The 22,036-nt window shown below is 69.0% G+C and carries 19 protein-coding genes; 6 read left to right on the top strand and 13 right to left on the bottom strand.

What is annotated here, in order from left to right; translation table 11 throughout:
- Nucleotides 1-252: 252 nt before the first annotated feature.
- Nucleotides 253-1,869 (bottom strand): amidophosphoribosyltransferase, encoded by a 1,617-nt coding sequence (gene purF, locus ACFVMC_RS03345; protein ID WP_379206433.1) that lies wholly within the window; start codon nt 1,867-1,869, stop codon nt 253-255.
- Nucleotides 1,870-2,124: 255 nt separating this feature from the next.
- Here purF and ACFVMC_RS03350 point away from each other — a divergent pair, with 255 nt between their 5' ends.
- Complete coding sequence (locus ACFVMC_RS03350) at nt 2,125-3,357, top strand: YhgE/Pip domain-containing protein (RefSeq protein ID WP_379207793.1); 1,233 nt, start codon at nt 2,125-2,127, stop codon at nt 3,355-3,357.
- Nucleotide 3,358: 1 nt separating this feature from the next.
- On the opposite strand, the gene ACFVMC_RS03355 is transcribed toward ACFVMC_RS03350, so the two are convergent.
- The 4 genes from ACFVMC_RS03355 to purL form a co-directional block, all read right to left on the bottom strand.
- Nucleotides 3,359-3,751 carry a sterol carrier family protein gene (locus ACFVMC_RS03355; RefSeq protein WP_379206435.1) on the bottom strand — a complete coding sequence of 131 codons (393 nt, stop codon included), beginning with the start codon at nt 3,749-3,751 and terminating at the stop codon, nt 3,359-3,361.
- Between the two features lie 10 nt (nt 3,752-3,761).
- Nucleotides 3,762-4,403: a CPBP family intramembrane glutamic endopeptidase gene (locus ACFVMC_RS03360; RefSeq protein WP_379206436.1), complete on the bottom strand. Its 642-nt coding sequence runs from the start codon at nt 4,401-4,403 to the stop codon at nt 3,762-3,764.
- Nucleotides 4,400-6,151 carry an alpha/beta hydrolase gene (locus ACFVMC_RS03365; protein ID WP_379206437.1) on the bottom strand — a complete coding sequence of 584 codons (1,752 nt, stop codon included), beginning with the start codon at nt 6,149-6,151 and terminating at the stop codon, nt 4,400-4,402. The genes ACFVMC_RS03360 and ACFVMC_RS03365 overlap by 4 nt, the downstream gene beginning before the upstream one ends.
- Before the next feature lie 182 nt (nt 6,152-6,333).
- Entirely contained in the window at nt 6,334-8,628 is a 2,295-nt protein-coding gene (gene purL, locus ACFVMC_RS03370; RefSeq protein ID WP_379206438.1) for a phosphoribosylformylglycinamidine synthase subunit PurL, read from the bottom strand.
- Nucleotides 8,629-8,983: 355 nt separating this feature from the next.
- Between purL and ACFVMC_RS03375 the strand changes: the two genes are divergently transcribed.
- A complete protein-coding gene (locus tag ACFVMC_RS03375) occupies nt 8,984-10,201 on the top strand; it encodes a glycosyltransferase family 87 protein (protein WP_379206440.1) in 1,218 nt (405 codons plus the stop codon).
- Here the strand turns inward: ACFVMC_RS03375 and ACFVMC_RS03380 are convergent.
- From ACFVMC_RS03380 to ACFVMC_RS03390, 3 genes are all read right to left on the bottom strand, one after another.
- The gene (locus tag ACFVMC_RS03380; protein WP_379206442.1) at nt 10,153-11,442 is read right to left on the bottom strand and encodes a M18 family aminopeptidase; all 1,290 of its coding nucleotides are present in this window, start codon (nt 11,440-11,442) and stop codon (nt 10,153-10,155) included. The two genes, ACFVMC_RS03375 and ACFVMC_RS03380, sit on opposite strands and share 49 nt — an antisense overlap.
- Nucleotides 11,443-11,463: 21 nt before the next feature.
- Nucleotides 11,464-12,426, bottom strand: coding sequence for a nitrilase-related carbon-nitrogen hydrolase (locus tag ACFVMC_RS03385; protein WP_379206444.1), 963 nt, complete (start codon nt 12,424-12,426; stop codon nt 11,464-11,466).
- A gap of 140 nt (nt 12,427-12,566) precedes the next feature.
- Nucleotides 12,567-13,100 (bottom strand): MarR family winged helix-turn-helix transcriptional regulator, encoded by a 534-nt coding sequence (locus ACFVMC_RS03390; protein ID WP_379206446.1) that lies wholly within the window; start codon nt 13,098-13,100, stop codon nt 12,567-12,569.
- On the opposite strand from ACFVMC_RS03390, the gene ACFVMC_RS03395 reads away from it, so the two are divergent.
- Nucleotides 13,051-14,127, top strand: a complete 1,077-nt coding sequence (locus ACFVMC_RS03395; protein WP_379206447.1) for a substrate-binding domain-containing protein — start codon at nt 13,051-13,053, stop codon at nt 14,125-14,127. The genes ACFVMC_RS03390 and ACFVMC_RS03395 overlap by 50 nt on opposite strands.
- Nucleotides 14,128-14,133: 6 nt before the next feature.
- Here ACFVMC_RS03395 and purQ read toward each other — a convergent pair whose 3' ends face one another.
- Together purQ and purS are read right to left on the bottom strand one after the other, a co-directional pair.
- Entirely contained in the window at nt 14,134-14,811 is a 678-nt protein-coding gene (purQ, locus tag ACFVMC_RS03400; protein WP_379206449.1) for a phosphoribosylformylglycinamidine synthase subunit PurQ, read from the bottom strand.
- Complete coding sequence (gene purS, locus ACFVMC_RS03405; RefSeq protein ID WP_357312513.1) at nt 14,808-15,044, bottom strand: phosphoribosylformylglycinamidine synthase subunit PurS; 237 nt, start codon at nt 15,042-15,044, stop codon at nt 14,808-14,810. Before purS ends, purQ begins: the two co-directional genes overlap by 4 nt.
- 92 nt (nt 15,045-15,136) lie before the next feature.
- Between purS and ACFVMC_RS03410 the strand changes: the two genes are divergently transcribed.
- Nucleotides 15,137-15,781, top strand: coding sequence for an MBL fold metallo-hydrolase (locus ACFVMC_RS03410; protein ID WP_379206451.1), 645 nt, complete (start codon nt 15,137-15,139; stop codon nt 15,779-15,781).
- Between the two features lie 75 nt (nt 15,782-15,856).
- Here ACFVMC_RS03410 and ACFVMC_RS03415 read toward each other — a convergent pair whose 3' ends face one another.
- Nucleotides 15,857-17,194, bottom strand: a complete 1,338-nt coding sequence (locus tag ACFVMC_RS03415; protein ID WP_379206453.1) for a dipeptidase — start codon at nt 17,192-17,194, stop codon at nt 15,857-15,859.
- A 148-nt stretch (nt 17,195-17,342) separates the two neighbouring features.
- Here ACFVMC_RS03415 and ACFVMC_RS03420 point away from each other — a divergent pair, with 148 nt between their 5' ends.
- Nucleotides 17,343-18,722 carry a glutamate decarboxylase gene (locus ACFVMC_RS03420; protein WP_379206455.1) on the top strand — a complete coding sequence of 460 codons (1,380 nt, stop codon included), beginning with the start codon at nt 17,343-17,345 and terminating at the stop codon, nt 18,720-18,722.
- Here the strand turns inward: ACFVMC_RS03420 and ACFVMC_RS03425 are convergent.
- Nucleotides 18,719-19,420, bottom strand: a complete 702-nt coding sequence (locus ACFVMC_RS03425; RefSeq protein WP_379206456.1) for a DUF2334 domain-containing protein — start codon at nt 19,418-19,420, stop codon at nt 18,719-18,721. The two genes, ACFVMC_RS03420 and ACFVMC_RS03425, sit on opposite strands and share 4 nt — an antisense overlap.
- 87 nt (nt 19,421-19,507) lie before the next feature.
- On the opposite strand from ACFVMC_RS03425, the gene ACFVMC_RS03430 reads away from it, so the two are divergent.
- Complete coding sequence (locus ACFVMC_RS03430; protein WP_379206457.1) at nt 19,508-19,801, top strand: hypothetical protein; 294 nt, start codon at nt 19,508-19,510, stop codon at nt 19,799-19,801.
- Nucleotides 19,802-19,847: 46 nt separating this feature from the next.
- On the opposite strand, the gene ACFVMC_RS03435 is transcribed toward ACFVMC_RS03430, so the two are convergent.
- A complete protein-coding gene (locus ACFVMC_RS03435; protein ID WP_379206459.1) occupies nt 19,848-21,995 on the bottom strand; it encodes a S9 family peptidase in 2,148 nt (715 codons plus the stop codon).
- Nucleotides 21,996-22,036 lie beyond the last annotated feature (41 nt).

Consider the following 22,036-nt stretch of genomic DNA (forward strand, 5'->3'; position numbering starts at 1 on the left):
AGGCCCCACTTCTCGTGCGTGTCCGCACCTGGTCGCCCTGGATCACAGGGCGGGTGCGGACACGGTGAACTAGCGATATATCCGGGGAACCTACCCAGGAACCATTTCGTGGGAGTTGCGTTTTCGAAGAAAAAATCACGGGGGTGTTAGCAGACGAACGGTGTCCGGCGCATGGAGAGACCCCTTGACAGGTCGAATGTCCAGGTTGGGATCGTTCGGGTGCTAGCTGTGTCTCGAGGACGCCACGGCACGCTACGGGCGGCTGAGCGCGCTCGCGTTCGCGTTCTCGCTCAGCAGTGCGGCTTCCGGCTGCCCGGCCCGGGGGTGGCTAGCCGTCGGAGCTTGCGGAGACGGCGGGGTGGGTGAGCTCAGCATGCCCTCGAGCAAGTTCTTGCCGATCGCCGCCTCGGTGGGCAGCGCGATCGGATAGTCACCGTCGAAGCAGGCGGCGCACAGACGCGAACGCGGCTGCTCGGTGGCGGCGATCATGCCGTCGGTGGAGATGTAGCCGAGGCTGTCGGCGCCGATCGAGCGGCGCACCGCCTCCACCATGTCGTCGTAGCTGTCGTCGGCGCCCGCGCCGTTGGCGATCAGCTCCGCGCGCGAGGCGAAGTCGATGCCGTAGAAACAGGGCCACTTCACCGGCGGCGAGGCAATCCGGACGTGGATCTCCAGTGCGCCCGCTTCGCGCAGCATGCGCACCAGCGCACGCTGTGTATTGCCGCGCACGATGGAATCGTCGACCACGACGAGCCGCTTACCGCGGATCACCTCGCGCAGCGGATTCAGCTTCAACCGGATACCGAGCTGGCGGATGGTCTGGCTGGGCTGGATGAACGTGCGGCCGACATAGGCGTTCTTCATCAGGCCCTGGCCGTACGGAACGCCCGAGCCCTGCGCGTACCCGACCGCGGCGGGAGTGCCGGATTCCGGCACCGGGATGACCAGGTCGGCGTCGACCGGATGCTCCTTGGCCAGGCGGCGGCCGATCTCGACGCGGGTGGCGTGCACCGAACGACCGGAAATGGTGGAGTCGGGGCGGGCCAGATAGACGTATTCGAAGACGCAACCCTTGGGTTCGGGATTGGCGAAGCGCATGGAGCGCACGCCGTCGGCGTCGATCGCCAGCAGTTCGCCCGGCTCGATCTCGCGCACGAATGCCGCGCCCACGATGTCCAATGCTGCGGTTTCGCTGGCGACCACCCAGCCGCGCTCCAGCCGGCCCAGACACAGCGGGCGCACGCCGTGCGGATCGCGGGCGGCGTAGAGGGTGTGCTCGTCCATGAAGGTCAGGCAGAAGGCGCCGCGCAGCTGCGGCAGCAGCTCCATGGCGGCCTGCTCGATCGAGGAGTCGGCGGCGGCGTGCGCGAGCAGCGCCGTCATCACATCGGAGTCGGAGGTCGCGCCCACCGGCTGCGGACGCCCGCCCTGCACCGGTGCGCCAACCAGGCCGAGTTCCCGTGCGCGACCGGCCAATTCGGCGGTGTTGACGAGATTTCCGTTGTGGCCCAGGGCAAGTCCGGAGCCGACGGCGGTGGTGCGGAAGATCGGCTGGGCATTTTCCCAGGTCACGCCGCCCGTGGTGGAGTAGCGACAGTGGCCGACCGCGATATGACCGGGCATCGCGGCGAGCGTCTGCTCGTCGAACACCTGGCTGACCAGGCCCAGATCCTTGAACACCAGGATCTGCGAACCATCGGATACGGCGATGCCCGCCGCCTCCTGGCCACGATGCTGCAATGCGTAGAGCCCGTAGTACGTGAGCTTCGCCACGTCCTCGCTGGGGGCCCAGACACCGAAAACGCCACACTCCTCGCGTGGTTCGTTCTCGTCCTGATCGGGATTGACGGCCTGGCTGACGTCGGTCAACGTTTGCTCCCTATTCGGGCGGGCTGGGGGCATCCCCATTCTACGGATGGAAATAGCGCCCGGACCACCGCCACCGCATACCGGCGGCAATCACCGGCCGCGAGTGATCCGGGACACCCGCACGACCTGCCGAATATCGGCCTCATCTGCTGTTACCGTCCCCACGTGACGACATCGGCGGATGTGGAAGCGACCCCGGCCCAGCGCCTGCGGCCCCGTGCCTGGCTGGCCCCGATCGCGGTGCTCACCCTGTTCATGGCCCTGCTCGGCACCATGTATCTCGACTACGTGGTCGACCCCGAGAAGAACCTGCACGACTTCCCGATCGCACTGGTCAACCAGGACGAGGGCGAAGTCACCGGCCCGCCCGGCGCGCAGCAGCGGGTGAACTTCGGCGACCAGGTCGCCGCGGGTATGAGGCAGAACATCCCCGCCGACAAGATCGACCTGCGCGAGCTCGGGATCAACGAGGCCGAACTGCAGATGCAGTCCGGCAAGGTCTACGGGACCATCATCATTCCCAGCGACTTCAGCAAGCGGCTCGGCATCCTCGGTGTCGGCAGCGTGGTCCCCGGTGACATCCAGAAGCCGATCATCACCCTGCAGACCAATCCGCGCACCGGCGCGTTCGTCACCAATATCGTGCAGAAGGTCGGCGCCGAGGCGCTCACCCAGGTCGACAAACAGGTCGGCGAACAGCTCACCGAGCAGGTGCGCGCTCAGCTGGCCGCGGGCGGCACCGCGCCCGAGCTGACCGGCGCCACCCGGCTGACGCTGGCCGACCCGGTCGAGATCATCGTCGAACCGTTCCGCCGGCTGCCCGCGGGCACCGGCGAGGGATTGACCGCCTTCTTCTACGCGCTGCTGCTCCTGCTGGCGGGTCTGGTCGGGTCGATGACCGTGCACACCATGATCGACGCGGCGCTGGGCATCGTGCCCACCGAATACGGGCCGTGGTTCGTGCACTATCCGCGGACCCGGATCTCGCGGTTCAAGACCCTGCTGATCAAGTGGGGTGTCATGGTCGTCACGTCGGTGGTGGTGTCCGGTGTGTTCGTCGTGGTCGGCCAGGCGCTCGGCATGCCGATCCCGAACTGGTTCGGGCTGTACCTGTTCGGCGTGCTGGCCATCGCCGCGGTCGGCATCACCGGGCTGGCCGTGCTCGCGGCCATCGGCTCGGCGGGTCTGCTGGTGAACCTGATTCTGTTCATCATTCTGGGCCTGCCCTCCTCCGGCGGCACCGTCCCGATCGAGGCGACGCCGCCGTACTTCGGCTGGCTGGCCCAGTTCGAGCCGATGCACCAGGTCTTCCTCGGGGTGCGCGCGATCCTCTATTTCAATGGCAATTTCGAATCCGGGCTGGCACGCGGCGTGTGGATGTCGATGCTCGGCTTGGCCATCGGGCTGGCGCTCGGCGTGGTGGTCACCCGCTTCTACGACCGCAAGGGCCTGCACCGGGGCGCGGAGATCATCGTCGGCGACCGTTAGGTCAACTCGCGGCCTTCGCGATCGGGAGCCAGTGCGCGACCTCGGCGGCGCGGCTGCCGGAGGCGGTGACCGCGCCGTCGGCGACCGCGACGTCGAAGTCGAGCAGGCCGGTGGCCAGTAGCAGCCAGGTGCGGGGCGTGGTCTCCACGACGTTCGGGGGCGTGCCGCGCGTATGTCGCGGGCCCTCGACGCACTGGACGGCGACGAACGGCGGCACCCGTACCTCCACCGAATGGCCCGGCGCGGAGGCGGCCAGGGCCCGGACCGTGGCGCGCACGGCGGCGGCCAGCTCGGCGCGCGCCGGGGCGGCCGCGGATTCGTCCAGGAGCCAAGGGGTCACCGCCGCGACAGCTGCGCGCAGCTCGGCGGGGTCGACAGTGGTGCGTCCGGCCATGCGGGCGAGACTACTGGGCGGCCCCGACAGCCTCGCACCGTCGCGCGAGCCGCGCCGCGAGGACACCGCCCGCGTTGAGCGCCCAGTGGTGCAGCGCGGGGGCGGTGGCGCTGCCGGTGCGCCGCCGCAGCCAGCCGAAGACGAGTCCGCCGAGCGCGGTCACCGCGACGGTGCCCGCGACGCTGTCCGCACCGGCGCGCGCGGGATGGATGTGCCACAAACCGAATGCGGCCGCGCCAAGGACGGTGCCGGCGCACGGCCCGAACTCCTTGTCCAGCAACGGATCCAGGGTGCCCCGGAAGACGAGTTCCTCGCTGTAGACGGTGCCGATCGGAATGTGGATCCCGGCCCATTCGGCGACCGGCACCTCCGGCTCGGCATCGGCCAGTTCGAGCACGCCCCGGCGCAGCTCCGGAATCGCCACGGCCGCGGCGTATCCGGCCGCGACCGGCAGCACCGAAAGCATGCCCAGGCGCAGGCCGCGCGCCGAGAACCAGTGCGGTGCACCGTCGAACAGCAGCGCGTAGCCAGTGGCGAAGACGGCGTTCGCCGCGGTGCGCCCCCGCAGGCGCAGCGCCAGGCGGGGCAGCAGCCAGTTGTGCCAGAGCAGCGGAACACCCACCGCGGCGACGATTCTGGCAGGACGGCTCACTTCTGTTCGCGCTCCAGGTCTTCCGCGAGCACCAGCTCGGATCGGATCTTCTCGGCGAGTTCCGCGGTCCAGCCCGGCGGTTCGGCGATGGCGACCCAGCCGTCGAGCACCAGGGAACCGTAGCGGTGGCCGTGGCCGTCGGTGACGCCCTGGGCATTGGTCAGGTCGGCGGCCACCTGCCAGAAGGTGACGAAAGGCCACCAGCGCATCTGCGAGGAGACATCGGACCCGCGCGGCTCGGCCAGCCAATCCGGTTGGGAGAAGATGAGATCCGGCGACCACCAGACGATCGGATCCGAGGGATGCTGTAGGTAGGCGATGCGCGGCGGGCGCCACTCGGTACTCGGGCGGGCCAGATCGGCGCGGTCGGCGGCGAACCGCACCACCAGGCCGTCGGCGTACATCGGCTGCACCTCGCGTGAACCCGGATCGCGGCGCGAGACCAGCTGCTTCCACATCTGATTCGAGTTGGGCGGACCGACCCACAGCGCGCCGTCGACCTTCGCGCGCAGATCCGACAGACCGTCGAACGCGGCCTCCGAACCCTGCGAGCCCAGGCTCTCGCCGTAGACCAGCAGCTGGGGCCGCTCCTCCGGCGGCCGGGCGGACCAGCGCGAATGCACCGCGTCGAACACCGCCCGGCCCGCGGTGGTGGCCTTGCCGCGGTCGGCGAGGAAAGACAGCACGCTCGGTAGATATGAGTACTGGGAGGCGACGATCGCGGTATCGCCGCCGTACATGTACTCGATCGCCCCGGCGGCCAGCGAGTTCACCCAGCCAGTACCGGTGGTGGTGACCACCACGATCACCTCGCGGTCGAAGGCGCCGGTGCGCTCGAGCTCTTCGGCGGCGAGCGCGGCCTGCGCCGCGGGCCCGTCGGCGGATTCCAGGCCCACGTAGGCGCGGATCGGTTCCCGGGCGGGCCGCCCGGTGACCGCGCTGATCTGCTCCGCGCTCGGCCCGTGCGAGACGAACCAGCGGCCCTCGAAACCCAGTGTCTCCCAGCGGGCCAGGGACGCCGGGCTGCCGGAACGTTCGGGCCCCAGCGGCTGCACCGCGTTCACCGAGGTGTGGTCGTTGCGGACGCTGAACGCGGAGTTGGCCACCGCGAACAACGCGCGGGACGCGACACCGTTGACCACGGTCACCGTGAAGATGGTGAGCAGCAGCAGCCCGAGGGCCGGCGCGAATTCGCGCGGCACCCGGATCCAGCGGTTGAGCTGACGGGCCAGGGCCAGGACGAGCACCCGCAGGGTGCGGTACACCGCGACCACGGCCGCGCCGACCGCCACGCTGAGCAGCCCGGTCCGCAGGTAGGCGGGTGTGGTGGTGCCCTCCATACCCATCAGCGCGGTGATCTCACGCTGCCAGCGCGCCGACTGCACCAGCATGAACCCGGCGCTCAGGGCGGCGGTCAGCAAGATCGCCGCCTTCACCGCGTACCGCACCCAGGCGGGTGGAACCGCCTCGCGCACCCGCGGCCCCAGCTTCGGCGAATGACGCAGCCAGACCCGGAACAGCCACTCCAGCACGCAGCCGACGCCGTAGCCGAGCGCCGCGTTGATCCCGCTGATCAGGCCCTGGAACAGCCAGTCCCGCGGTACCAGCGACGGCGTCACCGACAGCGCGAAGAACAGCGTCGCGAAGATCAGGCCGACATAGTTCAGATCGATGATCCGCTCGATCCGGCGCACCACTCCGACGCCGCGCGTACGCAGCCTCGTCAGGGCATCCGCCTTCTCGAGCACCCGAACAGTATGGCGGGCGCGACCGACAATCAGCGCTTTTCGATTGCCTGATTCGCTACGGCCTCCATGGTTACGCTGCGCTACCGCCTCCGGCCGCTGAGCTCATCAGGCGGTATCCACTTGCCTGATTCGCTACGGCCTCCATGGTTACGCTGCGCTACCGCCTCCGGCCGCTGAGCTCATCAGGCGGTGTGCGCTCCGAACAGTTTGGGCAGTGTGCCCTCGAACGCCGTGCGCAGCTCGGTCAGCGGCACGGTGAACTGGCCCTGCACCTCGATCTCGTCCGAACCCTGATCCACCACGCCGATGCGCACCCACGGCAGGCCGCGCGCGTCGCACATCTTGGTGAAACGGGTCTCCTCGGTGCGCGGCACCGCCACCAGCACGCGGCCGGCGGATTCGGAGAACAGCTGGACGAACGGGTCCGAACCCTCGGGAAGCAGGATGCGGCAACCGGTTTCACCGGCCAGCGCGGCCTCCACCACGGCCTGCGCCAGCCCGCCCTCGGACAGGTCGTGCGCGGCGCTGATCATGCCGTCGCGCGAGCCCGAGGTCAGTACCTCGGCGAGCAGCTGCTCGCGGGCGAAGTCGACCTTGGGCGGTACGCCGCCGAGATGATCGTGGGCGACCTGCGACCAGATCGAACCGCCGAGCTCGTCGTGCGTCTCGCCGAGCAGGATCAGCGTCTCGCCCGGCTCCAGGCCGAGGCCGGTCGGGATGCGACGGTGCACGTCGTCGATGACGCCGAGCACGCCGACCACCGGGGTGGGCAGGATGGCGTCCTGGCCGGTCTGGTTGTAGAAGCTGACATTGCCGCCGGTGACCGGAATGCCCAGGGCCACACAGCCGTCCGCGAGACCGCGCACGGCCTGCTGGAACTGCCACATCACGCCCGGGTCCTCCGGCGAACCGAAGTTGAGGCAGTTGGTCACGGCCTTCGGGGTGGCGCCGGTGGTGGCGACATTGCGGAACGCCTCGGCCAGCGCGAGCTGGGCGCCGGTGTAGGGATCGAGCTTGGTGTAGCGGCCGGAGGCGTCGGTGGCCAGCGCGATACCGCGGCCGGAGGATTCGTCGATCCGGACCACGCCCGCGTCGGCGTGCTCGGCCAGCACGGTGTTGCCGCGCACGTAGCGGTCGTACTGCTCGGTGATCCAGCGACGGCTGCACAGCTGCGGGCTGGCGATCATCTGGAGCAGGGTGGCGCGCAGTTCCTCACCGGTCTTGGGCCGCGACAGCGTGTCGGTGCTGTCGGCGATCAGCGCGTCCTGGTAGTCCGGGCGCTGCACCGGGCGCTCGTAGACCGGGCCCTGATGCGCGACGGTGCGCGGCGGGACGTCCACCACGGTCTCGCCGTGCCAGCTGATGACCAGGCGCTCGCCGTCGGTGACCTCACCGATGACGGTGGCCAGCACGTCCCACTTCTTGCAGACGGCCATGAAGGCGTCCACATTGTCGGGGCTGACGACCGCGCACATCCGCTCCTGCGATTCGCTGGAGAGGATTTCGGCGGGGGTCATGTTGGCGGCGCGCAGCGGGACCTTGGTCAGGTCGATGTGCATGCCGCCGTCGCCCGCGGCCGCGAGTTCGGAAGTGGCGCAGGACAGTCCGGCGCCGCCCAGGTCCTGGATGCCGACCACCAGCTCGGCGGCGTACAGCTCCAGACAGCACTCGATGAGCACCTTCTCGGTGAACGGGTCGCCGACCTGGACCGAGGGCAGCTTCTTACGGCCGGTGCCGGACTCGTCGCCGGAGAAGGTGTCCGAGGCGAGCACGGAGACGCCGCCGATGCCGTCGAGGCCGGTGCGCGCACCGAACAGGATGATCTTGTTACCGGTGCCGGAAGCGAAGGCCAGATGCAGATCCTCGACCCGCATGACACCGGCGCACAGCGCGTTCACCAGCGGGTTGCCCTGATAGGAAGCGTCGAAGACGGTCTCGCCGCCCACATTCGGCAGGCCGAGCGAGTTGCCGTACCCGCCGACACCGCGCACCACGCCGTCGACCACGCGCCGGGTGTCCGGGTGCTCGGCCGCACCGAAACGCAGCTGGTCCATCACCGCGATCGGGCGCGCGCCCATGGCCATGATGTCGCGCACGATGCCGCCGACGCCGGTGGCCGCGCCCTGGTAGGGCTCCACGTAGGACGGATGGTTGTGCGATTCCACCTTGAAGGTGACCGCCCAGCCGTCGCCGATGTCGACCACGCCCGCGTTCTCGCCGATGCCCGCGAGCATCGAGGCCTTCATCTCGTCGGTGGTGGTCTCGCCGAAGTAGCGCAGGTGCACCTTCGAGGACTTGTAGGAGCAGTGCTCGCTCCACATCACCGAGTACATGGCCAGCTCGGCGTCGGTGGGGCGGCGGCCGAGGATCTCCTTGATGCGGGCGTACTCGTCGTCCTTGAGGCCGAGTTCTTTGTACGGTTGCGGCGCATCGGGGGTTGCTGCGGCTGCGCTGACGGTATCGACCTGCGGAGTCACGGAGTACCTGGGTCCTTTCGGCCGGGCCTGGGAAAACGGCGCAGCGACGTGCGTTGTCACTGGGTTGCGGCGAAGTGCCTGACCTCAGTCTAGAGGGAGCGCCCAGGTCGCCCGGTGCCCACCCGGCTGCCGCACCGAGCGCCAATTGCCTTCCGTTAGCCAAATACCCGATCGCCATGCTCGGCAACTAATGAAAGCCCTTGTCGGGGCGCAAAATTTGCTCACGAAACACCGATTGCGGAAGACCTGGTCCGAGGGGTGACGCGGATTACGCTGTCGCCCGGGAGCGCCCACAGCCGATGTCACACCCGAGCGCACTCAGTCATGCGGGAACCCCCAGCGGCGAGGTGGAGTCATGAACGAGCGCGCGGTGACGGATTCGGTGTGGGCCCGGCAGGGCTGGGTGGTGCTGGCGGCGGTGACGGCGCTGGCGGCTTCCGCACTGATCTCGGTGCGCGCGCAATGGTGGCGCGGCTACATCGACCTGCTGGTCTACCGCAACGGCGCCCGGGCCTGGCTGGACGGGAAATCCATCTACGGCGAACTGCCGCCGGTACTCGGCATCGAGCTGCCCTTCACCTATCCCCCGCCGGCCGCGCTGCTTTTCGCACCGCTCGCGCTGCTGCCGCTGCCGCTGGCCGAGGCGGCGATGCTCACGGTGTCGGTCCTGAGCCTCGCGGTGACGCTGTGGCTGGTGCTGGCGCGGCTGCGCCCCGCGCTGGACCGTCCGGTCGCGCTGGCGCTGGTCATCGTCGCCGTCGCGCTGGCGCAGCTGCTGGAACCGGTGCGCCAGACCCTGGGGTTCGGGCAGATCAACCTGGTCCTGATGGCGGCCGTGGCCGCCGACTGCCTGGCCCGCGAACCGCGCTGGCCGCGCGGGCTGCTGATCGGCCTCGCCATCTCGGTGAAACTGGTCCCGGCCGCGTTCCTGCTCTACTTCCTGCTGCGACGCGACCGGAAGTCGCTGCGCACGATCGCCGTGTCCGCGCTCGCCGCGGCCGGTACCGGCCTGCTGCTGATGCCGGGCGATTCGCTGCGCTACTGGCTGCACATCATTCTCGACACCGGCCGCATCGGCGCCCCGGAGTTCGCGGGCAATCAGTCGATCAAGGGCCTGCTGTTCCGGCTCGGCTTCGCGGGTCCGATAGCGACCGGTCTGTGGCTCACCCTGGCGGCGCTGACGCTCGGACTCGCCGTGCTGTGGATGCGTAAGCTGCTCGACGCGGGCTCACCGGTCTCCGCACTGCTGGTGAATGCCTTCGCACTGCTGCTGGTGTCGCCGGTGTCCTGGTCGCACCACTGGGTCTGGACCGCACCGGCGCTGCTGGCGGCCGCGCTCGCCGTCGAACGCGGCCACCGCAATCCGTGGTTCCTCGGCTCGGTGCTCGCGGGCACCGCGCTGCTGGTGGTCGGCCCACAGTGGCATCTACCGTGGCACCGCGAACTCGACTGGAACTGGTGGCAGCAGCTCGTCGGCAGTAGCTATGTGCTGGTCACGTTCGCGGTGCTGTGCCTGGCGGCGGCTCAGCCGGCCGGAGCGGGTGTGAGGAAGGCGGCCAGCGCGGCGGCGTAGGCGGCCACGTCGGCCGAGCCCATCAGCTCCCGGGCCGAATGCATGGCCAGCTGCGGCGCGCCGACATCGACGGTGGTCATGCCGGTGCGCGCGGCCGTCATCGGGCCGACGGTGGACCCGCATGGCAGATCGGCGCGATGTACGTAGCGCTGCAACGGAACTCCGGCCTGGTCGCAGGCCAGCGCGAAGGCGCCGGCCCCGGCGGCGTCGGTGGCGTAGCGCAGGTTCTGGTTCACCTTCAGCACCGGGCCGCCGTTGACCTCGATGCGGTGCGCGGGCTCGTGCCGGTCCGGGTAGTTGGGGTGCGTGGCGTGCGCCATGTCACCGGAGGCGACCACGGAACCGGCCAGCGCCGTGAGGAATTCGGCCCGGCCGCCGCCGCGGGCCAGCACGATCCGCTCCAGCACCGTCGGCAGCAGATCCGATTGCGCGCCGCGATCGGATTGGCTGCCCACCTCCTCGTGATCGAACATGACCAGCACCGGCAGCGCCGCGCCGGGCTCGGCGAGGGCCGCGAGGAAAGCGTGCAGGCCCGCGTAGCAGGTGCCCTGATTGTCCAGGCGCGGCGCGCTGAGCAGGTCCTGGTCCCGCCCGACCAGCCGGCTCGGGGCCAGATCGTGGGTCATGAGCTCCCAGCCGAGCACCGCGTCGGGACGCACCCCGGCGTGTTCAGCCACGAAATCCAGGAACGAACGCGGCCGGTCGCCGATGCCCCACACCGCGTTCACGTGCCGCTGCGGATCGAGCTGGACGCCGCGCCGGTCCTCGGACAGGTGGATCGCCAGCTGCGGTACCCGCAGGATCGGGTCATCGATGCGAACGAGCTTGTCGCGCACCGTGTTTCCCTCGCGCACACTCAGCCGCCCGGAGATGCCCAGCTCCCGGTCCAACCAGGAGTTCAGCCACGCGCCGCCGTAGGGCTCCAGGCCGACCAGCTGCCAGCCCGCGTTCGCCAGATCCGGATGCTGCTTGACCCGCAGGTTCGGGCTGTCGGTGTGCGCGCCCAGCACCCGGAACGGCAGCGTCGCGTCGTCGGTGCCGGCCCAGGCGATCAGCGAACCGCCCCGGACCACGTAGTACCGGCCCGGCGCGCTCGGCCACGGCTCCGCCTCGGCCAGGGCCGTGAAACCGTGGGCGTCCAATTCCGCCGCGACGGTCCGGCAGACGTGGAACGGGCTCGGCGAGGCGTCGATGAACGCGCACAGCCCTGGGGCCGTGGCAGCGGTGGTAGTCGCGGGCATCCCCCGATCGTAATGAGCGATCTAGATTCCGACGATCTCCTGGACCTGCTCCTGTGCCTTCACGGGATCGTTGATCCAGGTGCGGTAGAAGTCGAGCGGGCAGTCGGCCACGCCGAAGGCGTCGGTGTCGCGGGATTCGCCGCGATGCAGCAGCCCGTAGGGCCCGAAGTGGTCGCGGCCGTAGTGGCGGGCCTCGCGGATGTCGCGCAGCGAGAGCCGAGCCGAGCGCAACTCGTTCGCCTCCGAACCGCATTCGCCGAGGGTGCGCCCGTCGTGGCCGACGATCATCGAGTGGCCCGCGTAGGAGTGCACGCCGTCGAAGCCCGACGCGCCCGCGACCGCCACGTAGACGCCGTTGGCCCACGCCATCGCCTTGTCCAGCCCCACCCGCTGTTCGGTCTGCGAGCCGCGCAGCACCCTGCTGTGCACCACCAGTTCGGCGCCCTTGGCCACGCAGTCGCGCCACACCTCCGGATAGTCGCCGTCCTCGCCGAGGATCAGCGACAGCTGGATGCCCTTGGGTCCCGCGCAGACGTAGGTGGTGTCGCCGGGATAGCAGGCTTCGCCGTCGGGCGGGGGTGCGAGTTTGCGATAGCGCTGCACGATCTCGCCGAGATTGTTGATCAGAATCGCGGTGTTGTAGGGGGCGCGCAGCGGATGTTCCTCGTGCTGCTCGGCGAGCGAGAAGACACCCCACAGGTCGTTGCGACGGCAGGCCTCGGCGAGCACCTGGGTCTCCTCGCCCGGTATCACGGTGGCCGTGGAGTACAGCTCGGTCTCGTCGTACATCACGCCCATCGTCGAATATTCGGGTAGGACGACCAGGTCCACGTCGCGGTGTCCGAGTTTGAGTCCGTCGAGGAGATGTCCGATCCGGTAGGCGTTGGCCAGCACCTCCGGACGCGAATGCAGGCGTGGCATCGCGTGATTGATCACCGCGACATTGACCGTGTCAGGGTTCGACACAACCGATTCGTTTCCCATCTTCCGCTCCTCGCCGTCCCGTAAAACAATTCCATTCGGAAGGTAATGGAGAAAGATCACCGTCTGGAGACGAAAGATTCGGAATGCGACTTTTGGGACGCAAGTGTCCCGATCGAAACCAGGCCGGAACCGGTGCCGGATTACGGCCGCTCGGCCGCCGATATGAGCTCGAGCACGCGCAGCAATTCGCCGTAGCGACGAGCGCCGATCCGCTCCCGCAACTCCTGTTCGGCCCGCGCCTCCTCGGCGCGCACCGCGGCCACGAGCTCGACGCCGAGCGCGCTCAGGCCGATCAGGATGCGCCGCCGGTCGTCCTCCGCGGCCACCCGGAAGATCAGCCCGCGCTCGGCCAGATAGTCCGCGTGCCGGGTCGCCGACGACGGGGCCAATTGAGCTCTGCTGGCCAATTCGCTCATCGTCACGCCGGAATCACTGGACAAATTGCACAGCATCGTCCATTGATCCGGGGAAAGCCGCCTGGCACAAAGCACTTCATCGAGATGGCACAGCCAACGGCGTTCCGCAGCCCGCAGCGCACCATGCAGTGTGGATTGTCCGCCTACAATGGTCGTCATTGTTTCCTGCCCCGCCAAGAATCGTCTCGAACGAGCAGAAGAGTACCGAATGCCTCCGTTCGGCGAGAGCCCAGACGGCACCATCGAGATCCTGGACATCGTCCCGCGCCAGGGCCCCGGCGGGATCCTGGCGCCCTCCTGCGATGCCGCGATTTCACTCGCGGTAGCCGAAATCAACAGCGGCGCCGGAATTCTCGGCCGCGAAATGCGCACCACCCATATCGACGGCGGCCGCCCCGCGGAGCAGGTGGCCGACGAGGTCGCCGCGCTGCTGGCGACCGGGATGGTGCACGCGATCACCGGCTGGCACACCTCGGCCGTGCGGCGCGCGGTGGCCCGGGCCAACGCCGGCCGGGTGCCCTACCTGTTCGCCACCGGACACGAGGGCCTACCCGACGAACTACCCGGAGTCCTGATGCTCGGCGAACACCCGGCCCGGCACACGGTGCCCGCCGTGCGGTGGCTCCGCCGCGAATACGGCATCCGGCGCTGGGCGATCATCGGCAGCGACTACATCTGGCCACGCGAGACCGCCCGGCTGGTCCGGGCCGCGCTGGTCGACCCGGAATCCCTTGTCCTGGAACGTTTCATCCCGCTCGGCAATCAGGATTTCGGCAGCTTCCTGGCCGCACCCGAACTGGACCGGGCCCAGGGCATCATCATCCTGATGGTCGGCAACGACGTGGCCCGGTTCAACCGGCAGTTCGCAGCGACCGGACGAGCCGCCACCCAACTGCGCCTGAGCCCGGCCGCCGACGAGAACGTGCTGCTGGCCGGCGGCCTCGGCGCGAACCACAATCTCTTCGTACCGTCGAGCTTCTTCCTCGACGACCGGCTGGACGACGGCGCCGCACGCCGAGCCCGCTACCGGAACCGGCACGGCCACTTCGCACCCACACTCACCAGCTTCAGTAACGCCACCTACGAGGCGGTCCACACCCTGCGCGCGCTGGCCGAGGCCGTCGGCTCACTCGACGTGCCGAGCATCCAGCGCGCGCTACGCGACGGCGTCGGCTACGAGATCCCCGGCGGTATCCGGCATTTCCGCGGCAACCAGGTCATCCAGCCGAGTTACATCGCCCGCGCCGACGGCGTCGACTTCGAACTCCTCGGCCGGATCTGCTGAATCCGATCAGGCGGTGACCAGGGCGTCGAGCACCGACAGGAACATGCCCATGCCGTCGTCGCTCGGACCGGTCAGCGGTTCGGTGGCGTGCTCGGGATGCGGCATCAGGCCCACCACCCGGCCGTTGGCCGAGGAGATGCCGGCGATACCGCGCTGTGAGCCGTTCGGGTTCTCGCCCGCGTAGCGGAAGACCACCCGGCCCTCGCCCTCCAGCTCGTCGAGCACCTCGGTCGAGGCCTGGTAGCGGCCCTCACCGGACTTCAACGGGATCAGGATCTGCGCGCCCGGCTCGTAGCGCGCGGTCCAGGCGGTGTCCACCGACTCGACCTGCAACCACTCGTCCCGGCAGATGAAATGCAGGCCCTCGTTGCGGGTGAGCGCGCCGGGCAGCAGCCCCGCCTCGCACAGCACCTGGAAACCGTTGCAGATACCCAGCACCGGCATGCCGGCCTTGGCGCTCTCCACGACCTTGCCCATCACCGGCGCGAACCGGGCGATGGCGCCGCAGCGCAGGTAGTCGCCGTAGGAGAAGCCGCCGGGGACGACCACCGCGTCGACGCCCTTCAGGTCGGCGTCGGCGTGCCACAGGCTGACCGCCTCGGCGCCGGAGCGGGTGACAGCGCGTGCCGCGTCGACATCGTCGAGCGTGCCGGGGAAGGTGATCACACCGATCCGCGCGGTCATGAGACGCGCACCACCTTCCACTCCTCGATCACGGTGTTGGCGAGCAGCGCCTCCGCGATCTGCTCGAGCTCGGCGTCGCTGACGCTGTCGTCCACGTCGAGCTCGAATCGCTTGCCCTGCCGCACATCCGAGATGCCGGCGAATCCCAGACGCGGGAGCGCACCGACGATGGCCTGCCCCTGCGGATCCAGGATCTCGGCTTTCGGCATCACCTCGACCACGACTCGTGCCACGCGTTGCTCCTCAGGGGTGGTGTGGGGGGGTTACTTGACCAGCCTAGTTGCCGACTTCCCCCGCCCAGGCCCCGGGGTCCTACGATGAGCGCATGCGGATAGCCCACTTCGGCCACTCGTGTCTCCTCGTCGAGCTGCACGGCAAGAAGGTGCTGTTCGATCCCGGCACCTTCGCCCACGGCTTCGAAGGTCTCACCGGTCTGGACGCGATCGCGGTCACCCACCAGCATCCCGACCACATCGACCCGGCCCGGGTCGACGCGTTGATCGAGGCGAACCCGGGCGCGCGTTTGTTCTCGGATCCGCAGACGGCCCAGCAGCGTGGGGGTAGCTGGGAGGCGGTGCACGCTGGCACTGTGATCGAGCTCGGCGACCTGCGGATCACCGGCGGCGGCGGACGGCACGCGGTGATCCACCCGGAGATCCCGGTGATCGACAACACCGTCTACCAGCTGGGCACCGCCGCCGATCCGGCCGAGCTGGTGCACCCCGGCGATTCGCTGTGGGTGCCGCCGGTGCCGGTCGGCGTGCTCGCGGTTCCGGCGGCCGCGCCGTGGATGCGGATCAGCGAGGCCGTCGACTATCTGCGCGCGGTCGCCCCGCGCACCGCCGTACCGATCCACCACGCAATCATCGCGCCGGAAGCGCACGGCATCTATTTCGGCAGGCTCACCGAGATGGCTCCCGCGGGCACCGAATTCCGGCCGATCGGCCCCGAGTCGGAACTGTCGCTGTAGCGGGGCAGCTCCTCACCCGACCGCGCGGCTCGTTTCGAGGACCGATTATCCCTCGGCCGAGCGGACGGGCGCGGCTCAGCGGTAGTTGGTCAGGAACAGCGCCTCGGCCAGCGCCATCCGCTCGATCTCGGCCGGGTCGACACTCTCGTTGGGCGCGTGGATCAGGCATTTGGGCTCTTCGACGCCGAGCAGCATGATCTCCGCGTCCGGGTAGGTGTCGGCGAAGACGTTGCACAGCGGGATCGAACCGCCCTGGCCCTGGGTGGTCGGCGCCCGGCCGTAGGCTTGCGTCAGCGCCTGTTCCATCGCGGTGCGCGCCGGACCGCCCCGCCCCGACCGGAACGGAGCGCCGGTGCCCTCGATCTCGATCGTCAACTGCGCGTGCCAGGGCACATTGGCCCGCAGATGTTCGGTCAGCGCGCGCAGCCCGGTCTGCGGGTCGGTGCCCGGCGGGATCCGCAGGTTCAATCGCGCCCGTGCCGCGGGCTGGACGGCGCCCGACGAACCGAGGACCGGTGGCGCGTCGATACCGAGCACCGTCAAAGCGGGCCTGGCCCAGAGCATGTCGGCGACGGTGCCCTCGCCCAGCAGATCGACGCCGCCGAGCACGCCCGCGTCGATGCGGAACTGCTCGACCGGGTACTGCACGCCGGACCAGCGCTGATCATTGGACAGCCCGTCGACCGTGGTGTTGCCGTGTTCGTCGCGCAGCGTGGCCAGCAGATGGATCATGGCGGCCAGCGCGTCGGGCGCCGCGCCGCCGAACATGCCCGAATGCATCGGCCCCGCAAGGGTTTCCACGGTGACAACCACATTTACGCTGCCGCGCAGGGTTTCGGTGAAGGTCGGCACGCCGGCCGCGAAGTTGCCGCAGTCGCCGATCACGATGGCGTCGGCGCGCAGCAGGTCCGGATTCGCCTGTACGAAGCGCTCCAGCCCGCCGGTGCCCTGCTCCTCGGAGCCTTCGCTGACCAACGTGATGCCAAGCGGCAGTTCGGGATCGATGGCGCGCAGCGCGGTCAGGTGCATGACGATATTGCCCTTGCAGTCGGCGCTGCCGCGGCCGTACCAGCGACCGTTCTTCTCGGTCAGCTCCCACACCGGGGTGCGCCAGGCGGCGGCGTCCAGCGGCGGCTGCACGTCGTAGTGACAGTAGAGCAGCACCGTCGGCGCGCCGGGCGGTGCGGGCCGGGACGCGATGACCGCCTTGCTGCCGTCCGGCGTTTCGTGCAGGCCGACCTTTGTCAAACCGACCGAGGCGAAGGCGTCGGCCACCCACTGCGCGGTCCGCTCGCATTCTTCGGGCGGGAACTGGCGCGGGTCGGCCACCGATCTGAATGCCACCAGCTGGGTCAGATCCTGCTTGGCCTGCGGCATCAGAGCGGCTACGCGCGTACGTAATTCGGTGGTCAATCCGATCTCCTGTACTCGTCTGGTTTCCAGCTGGCTATCTCACTCTGACACGAACTGTCCAGTGCCTGGACCACGCTCAGCGGACCGAGCAGTCCGTGTCGCGAACGATTGGCAATGTGAACCGCGCCGGATATGCGATTCTGTGCAGATGCCCGAGCATCCGGATTCCGACGACCTGTTCGCGATGCCCGATCTGCGGCAGGGCGCACCCCGCGCCGGCTTCCCCGCCGGAGAGATGTTCCCACAGGCAGCCTACGAGCTGGTCCGCGACGAGCTGCTGCTCGACGGCGCCGCCCGGCTCAATCTGGCCACCTTCTGCACCACCTGGCTCGACGACCAGGCCCGTCGGCTGATGGCCGAATCACTGGACAAGAACATCGTCGACAAGGACGAGTACCCGCAGACCGCCGAACTCGAAAAGCGTTGTGTGCGAATGATCGCCGACCTGTGGCACGCGCCCGACGCGGCACGCACCCGCGGCACCTCCACCACCGGTTCCAGCGAGGCCGCGCTGCTCGGCGGGTTGGCGGCCAAGTTCCGCTGGCGGCAGCGCGGCGGCAGCGGCACACCGAATTTCGTATGCGGGCCGGTGCAGGTGTGCTGGGAGAAGTTCGCCCGCTACTTCGATGTCGAGATCCGCCAATTGCCTTTGCTCGGTAACCAATTCACCCTCCGCCCGGAGGACGCGGCGGCCGCCTGCGACGAGCGCACGATCATGGTGGTGCCGACCTTCGGGCAGACCTTCACCGGCCTGTTCGAGGACGTGGCCGGGATCAGCCGCGAACTCGACCGGCTCGAGGAACGGACCGGCCTGGACATCCCGATCCACGTCGACGCCGCCAGCGGCGGCTTCCTGGCCCCGTTCTGCGCACCGTATCTGGTGTGGGATTTCCGGCTGCCCCGGGTCCGGTCGATCAATGCCTCCGGGCACAAGACCGGGCTGGCGCCGCTCGGCGCGGGCTGGGCAATCTGGCGTGACGCCACCGACCTGCCCGACGAACTCGTCTTCGACGTGGACTATCTGGGTGGTTCGACGGCCACGTTCAACCTGAACTTCTCCCGCCCCGGCGGCCAGGTCATCACCCAGTACTACGAGTTCATCCGGCTCGGCCGCGCCGGTTACAGCCGCGTGCAATCCGAGATCTACCGTGTCGCAAGGCATCTGGCCAAGCGGCTGGATCGGCTCGGCGTGTTCGAGTCGATCCACGACGGTGATCCGGGCAAGGGCATCACCGCGGTCTCCTGGCGGCTGCGGCCGGGCCACGACTACAACCTCTACGACCTCTCCGACCGCCTGCGCACCCGCGGCTGGACGGTTGCCGCCTATCCCCTGCCCGCCGCGCGTGGCGACGAGACGATCATGCGGGCGGTGCTGCGGCACGGCTTCAGCACCGACCTGGCCGATCTGCTGATCGCCGATATCGAACGCGCCCTCACTCAGCTGGCCGCGAAATCGATGGATCTCGGCCCGGCCGAAGCGGGCGCGTTCACCCACGACGCGCGACCGCGGGTCCCGGAACGGGATTAGGCCGCGCGGGCCGCCACGAACGGCTCCCAGCGATACACCTCGCTGTGCGCGCCGTGGAACAGCGCCAGGTCGACCGCGTCCAGCATGGCCTGACGCGGCCCCGGCCGCTGGAGCTGGGCGGCCGAGATCGCCAGGCGCAGCACGCCGCCGCGCCGAGCCGTGCGGGCCGCGCCGAGCACCAGGGCCCGGCACCACCACGGTTCGGCCCGGAAACCCTCGCCGATCCCGTACACCCGGGCCTTCTGCGCGGCATTGCGGTCCAGATCCAGGATGGAGGTCAGCCCGAGTGCCAGCCGGAAGCCGACCTCGGGGAGCGCGTCGATGGCGCCGTGCGAGGCGTCCCAGCGCGGCGCGGCGAACAGCCGGGTGCGCAGTTCGGCCTGCTCCATTACCCGGTCGGCGGCGGTAAGCCGCAGCCGCGCTTCGTGTTTGGGCAGCGTCGCGAACTCGGCCCGGCGGCGTTTGGTCGCGGCCTGGTCATAGCCGTGCAGGACGATCGCGTCGCCGCGGGCCCGGCGCCCGCGCAGCCAGGCCTGCGTCGCCGGATCGGCCAGCAGCCGATAGCCGCCCTTCAGGCGCGGCGCCACCAGCAGCGACAACCGGACATTCCGCTGATCCATCTCGGCGGCGAATTCGATCGCGGCATCCCGGGTGGTGTCCCGGATCCCGGATATGGATACGAGCAGTTCAGCGTTCATGTACATACGGTGCCGGATGGAAATGTACTGAGTGTGCAGGACAAGTGTCCGGGTAACGAACAGCGCGGCATGGCTAGGATCACGAAGGTGAGAGCAGCAGTATTCAGCGCCATCATCACTCCGCTACTACTGGTTGCCCCGGGGGCGGCACAGGCCGATCCGGGGGATCCCCCGCCGATCTTCACCCCGCAGGAAAGGTGCGCGGCGGCACAGAGTTTCGCCGACAAGGTACGCGCCGAGAAACCCGACGCGACGCCCGAGCAGATCGCCGACGTCTACATCGCGGTCCTGGACGCCAAGGGCGCCTACCGTGGCATCGAGCACATTCGCGAACAGAACCGTCAGCAGATGGTCGACGACATCAACAACTGCGGAATCTGATCCGCGCCGGTCCCGGCCTGACCGTCAGGCCGGGACCGTCCACTGCCTACCGATCCGCCAGACCGACCGTGTCGAGCAGCCACGCGAACTCGAAGGCGACTTCCTTCCACTTCTCGTAGCGCCCGCTGACCCCGCCGTGCCCGGCGCTCATCTCCGTCTTGAGCAGCAGCTGGGAAGCACCGGTCTTGGTGGCGCGCAGCCTGGCCACCCATTTGGCCGGTTCCACATACAGCACCCTGGTGTCGTTCAGACTGGTCAACGCCAGAATGGCCGGATAGTCCTGCGCCGCGACGTTCTCGTACGGCGAGTAGGACTTGATGTAGTCGTAGACTTCCTTGTCCTCCACCGGATTTCCCCACTCGTCCCATTCGATGACGGTGAGCGGCAGATCCTTGTCCAGGATCGAGGTGAGCGGGTCCACGAACGGGACGCTGGTCATGATGCCGCGGAACAACTCCGGCGCCATATTCGCCACCGCGCCCATCAGCAGCCCGCCCGCGCTGCCGCCGTCGGCGACCATCCGGTCCGCCGCCGTCGTCCCCGAATCGACGAGATGCCTTGCGCAGGCGATGAAATCGGTGAAGGTGTTCTTCTTGGTCAGGGTCTTGCCCTGCTCGTACCAGAGCCGGCCCATCTCGCCACCGCCACGCACATGCGCGACCGCGAACACCATGCCGCGCTCCAGCAGCGACAGCCGCGGCACCGAGAAATACGGATCGATCGGCGACTCGTAGGAACCGTACCCGTAGAGCAGCAACGGTTTCGGCCCCTCGGCGACCGCGTCCTTCTTCCACACCAGCGAGATCGGCACCCGGGTGCCATCCGCGGCGACCGCCCAATCACGTTGCTGCACATAGTCGTCCGGGTTGTAGTCGCCGAGCACCGGATGTTCCTTGCGCAGCAGCAGCGCGCCGGTCGCCGGCACGTAGTCATAGACCCGGGGCGGCGTCACGAACGAGGCCAGCCCGATCCGCACCGTCGGCTGCTCCCACTCCGGGTTGCTGCCCGCGCCCGCCGAGAACAGCTCCAGATCGAAATCCAGTTCCTTGCGCTCGCCGTAGCCGGACTCGGTCAGCGGCCACACCGCGACCCGCGGCAGCGCCTCCTGGCGATAGCTGAGCACCAGGTGGTCGCGGAACGCGTCCACGTCCTCGAGCCGGACATCGTCGCGGTGCCCGATCAGCAGCGTCATCGCCGAAGGGTCGGACACCGGGGCATCGGCCAGCACGAAGTTCTCCGCTTTGACCCCGTCCACCACGTCGTTGTGCAGGATCAGGAAGCGGTCCTCGCCGCCGATCACCGCGTGCTCGACGGAGTATTCGACGCCTTCCCGGCGCGGCAGGATGACCCGGAACTCGCCCTCGGGATCCTCGGACTCGAGCAGCCAGAGCTCACTGGTGATCTTGGACTGCAAGCCGATGATCAGGTACTTCTCCGAGCGGGTGGTGCCGATGCTGACCCAGTACCGCTCGTCGGTCTCGTGGAAGACCACGACATCGTCGGCGCGGTCGGTGCCGAGCCGATGCCGCCACACGGTGTCGGGCCGCCACGCGGCATTGACCGTCTGATAGAAGACGTGGGTGCCGTCGTGCGACCAGGTCGCGCCGCCCGCGGTACCGGCGATCTCGTCGGCCAGCGGTTCGCCGGTGCGCAGATCCTTGAAGCGCAGCGTGTAGCGCTCGTCGCCGACCACGTCCACCGAGTAGGCGAGCAGGGTGCCGTCCCGGCTGACCGAGACGGTACCGAGCGAGATGAACTCGTGGCCCTCGGCGAGGGCGTTGATGTCCAGCAGCACCTCCTCGCCCGGGATCTCCGCGCCGACCTCGAGCCGCGGCGGCGTCCAGGCGTCGATGCCCTCGGCGTTCGCGTTGATCGGGCACCGGCAGCTGGCGCCGTACTGCTTGCCCTCGAAACTGCGGGAGTAGTACCAGTAGTCGCCGATCCGGGTCGGCACCGACAGGTCGGTCTCCAGGGTGCGGGATTTGATCTCGTCGAAGATCCGCTCGCGCAGCTCACCCAGGTGCGCGGTCTGTGCCTCGGTGTAGGCGTTCTCCGCCTTCAGATACGCGATGACTTCCGGGTCGTCCTTCTCGCGCAGCCACTCGTAGTCGTCGAAGACCACGTCGCCGTGATGCTCGCGGCGCGTCGGCACCTTCTTGGCGACCGGCGCCGCCACCACACTCTCCACAGACATGGTCTCCACCCTACTGTTCGAGACCCTGAGACCTCGGTGGA

The sequence above is a fragment of the Nocardia sp. NPDC127579 genome (assembly GCF_042672005.1).
In the GTDB taxonomy this organism is placed as follows: domain Bacteria; phylum Actinomycetota; class Actinomycetes; order Mycobacteriales; family Mycobacteriaceae; genus Nocardia.

Excerpts from the sequence above, each read along its gene's own strand:
- ACFVMC_RS03350 (WP_379207793.1), top strand. The coding sequence starts at position 2,125 with ATGGCCCTGCTCGGCACCATGTATCTCGACTACGTGGTCGACCCCGAG.
- ACFVMC_RS03355 (WP_379206435.1), bottom strand. The coding sequence starts at position 3,751 with ATGGCCGGACGCACCACTGTCGACCCCGCCGAGCTGCGCGCAGCTGTC.
- ACFVMC_RS03375 (WP_379206440.1), top strand. The coding sequence starts at position 8,984 with ATGAACGAGCGCGCGGTGACGGATTCGGTGTGGGCCCGGCAGGGCTGG.
- ACFVMC_RS03380 (WP_379206442.1), bottom strand. The coding sequence starts at position 11,442 with ATGCCCGCGACTACCACCGCTGCCACGGCCCCAGGGCTGTGCGCGTTC.
- ACFVMC_RS03385 (WP_379206444.1), bottom strand. The coding sequence starts at position 12,426 with ATGGGAAACGAATCGGTTGTGTCGAACCCTGACACGGTCAATGTCGCG.
- ACFVMC_RS03395 (WP_379206447.1), top strand. The coding sequence starts at position 13,051 with ATGCCTCCGTTCGGCGAGAGCCCAGACGGCACCATCGAGATCCTGGAC.
- ACFVMC_RS03390 (WP_379206446.1), bottom strand. The coding sequence starts at position 13,100 with ATGTCCAGGATCTCGATGGTGCCGTCTGGGCTCTCGCCGAACGGAGGC.
- purQ (WP_379206449.1), bottom strand. The coding sequence starts at position 14,811 with ATGACCGCGCGGATCGGTGTGATCACCTTCCCCGGCACGCTCGACGAT.
- ACFVMC_RS03410 (WP_379206451.1), top strand. The coding sequence starts at position 15,137 with ATGCGGATAGCCCACTTCGGCCACTCGTGTCTCCTCGTCGAGCTGCAC.
- ACFVMC_RS03420 (WP_379206455.1), top strand. The coding sequence starts at position 17,343 with ATGCCCGAGCATCCGGATTCCGACGACCTGTTCGCGATGCCCGATCTG.
- ACFVMC_RS03425 (WP_379206456.1), bottom strand. The coding sequence starts at position 19,420 with ATGAACGCTGAACTGCTCGTATCCATATCCGGGATCCGGGACACCACC.
- ACFVMC_RS03435 (WP_379206459.1), bottom strand. The coding sequence starts at position 21,995 with ATGTCTGTGGAGAGTGTGGTGGCGGCGCCGGTCGCCAAGAAGGTGCCG.